We start from the raw sequence: 1,854 nt of genomic DNA, 5'->3' as shown, positions 1-1,854 counted from the left end.
GATCGCTCAATTTACCATCACCGAGTTTACAAATAGATACAGGTGGGAAATCAATTCATAGCTACTGGATATTTAATCAGCCAATCAGCCCTGAACAGTGGCGGACATTGCAAACTGATTTATTAGAGTACTCAGACGGCGATCGCTCCCTTAAGAATCCGTCACGGGTAATGCGGCTGGCTGGTTGTTTTCATTTTGCACCAAATAATGTGCCCAATGAAATTTCCCAAATCATTCTCAATTCTGGACAGCGCTACAGTTACGATCAGATGCGATCGCTAATTCCCCAAAGACAGCAGGCTGAGGTACAAACACCAAACTTACCTCTTTTGACTGATGACGTGCCACTGTACCAATGTCTCAGCAAAGGCGATCGCGCATTAATTGACGGCGGTGCTCCCCAGGGAGAGAGAAATAGCAAAGGTGCAGCCCTGGCCCGTAACCTGATTGGCACAGCAGCTAGACTCACCCACCTGGGGCATCGATTCGCTAGAGAACCACGAGCTTTATTTGATGAATACTGCTCTTGCTGTTCACCGCCCTTAGATGCAAGAGAAGCAGAAACGATTTGGAAATCAGCCACTAAAGATAACCCCACCGCCACACTTACGGATGAGGCTCTGGAAAACTGTATAAAATCGTGGCAGCGACAATCGCGGGTTGATTCTCAACAAGCACCAGTTAATGGCAGTAAAAAACAAAGTGTCACCGGTGACAGTCCTCAAAATGGTGACAGTTCTAATCCATTCACATCAGACATTACAGCTACTGTCACCACTGTCACCCAGATTTTGCAGGCAGGGTTGACTGACTATGAAGAGACACAACGCCTCGAACTTCTTCTACGTAACAACACTGTCACAAAAACCGCATTTAACCAGATAGTCTCTTCAGTTAGAAGTCAATTAGATGATGTTCAGCCATCAGATGAAATCAGACTAGATAATCTGATTAATTGGCATAATGCGAAACTGGACTTCAATCAAGCCCTGCCCAGCATGGCAGCAGACCTGTTGCACGATGCCGAAATCCTAAATATAGAGCCGATAGTGATTTGGCAACCACTGATGGCAGCTGTACTATCACTGGTGGGCAAGCGATTGAAGCTGAATGTGGAGTCACATAGTGTTCCAGCGATCGCGTGGACGGCCACAGTATTGGAATCAGGGGGCGGTAAAAGCAGAGCAGACAGCTTGGTGCTGGCTCCACTCAAACGCAAGCAATTGGAAGCACGTAAAAGCTACGAGGCGCAAGTAGAAGCGCATAAACACTGGAAAGAAGGAGACAGCGAAGAATGCCCCTCTTACCCAGTTGAGCGCAAATATATGTTTGAAATAGCAACCATTCAGGCTGTAATCAAGCGCCTTAGCGAACAAAAAGATAATGGCGTTCTCTGGGCTAGAGATGAACTTGCTGGATTATTCAAATCTTTCGGGCAGTTCGGTAAGGGGGGCGAGAACGAAGGACTCGAATGTTTACTAAAACTTTGGGATGGCGCACCAGCCCAGGTAGACCGAGTTTCTCAAGGTGACGGCTTCATCGTAGAAGAAACAGCCCTCTCACTTACAGGTGGAATTCAGCCGGGAATGTTCCGCAAAATCTTCAAAGATCCCGAAGATTCACAAGGAATGCTGGCGCGATTCCTGGTGGCCAAAGCCAACGCCTTAATGCCCAAGCGTGTAAAAGGGTACTGTCGGTTAGCTGAAAAACTGCCACCTTTCTACGATTGGTTAGAGAACTGCCCAATGGGTGTAGTCAAACTCTCGAAGAGTGCCGATGCTTATTATACAAAACTTTGCCAATTAATTGGGCAGCAGGCATGGGCCACTACACAACCGGCAATCAGGGCGTGGA

General features: G+C 47.4%; 1 protein-coding gene. It reads left to right on the top strand.

Going from position 1 to position 1,854, the window contains the following annotated elements; all coding sequences use genetic code 11:
* Nucleotides 1–1,854 (top strand): DUF3987 domain-containing protein (locus IQ246_RS29500; RefSeq protein WP_194006823.1); only part of this gene is annotated, 1,854 nt, incomplete at both ends.

Source organism: aff. Roholtiella sp. LEGE 12411 (assembly GCF_015206995.1).
Lineage (GTDB): Bacteria > Cyanobacteriota > Cyanobacteriia > Cyanobacteriales > Nostocaceae > Komarekiella.
This window is presented reverse-complemented; position numbering and strand designations above follow the sequence as displayed.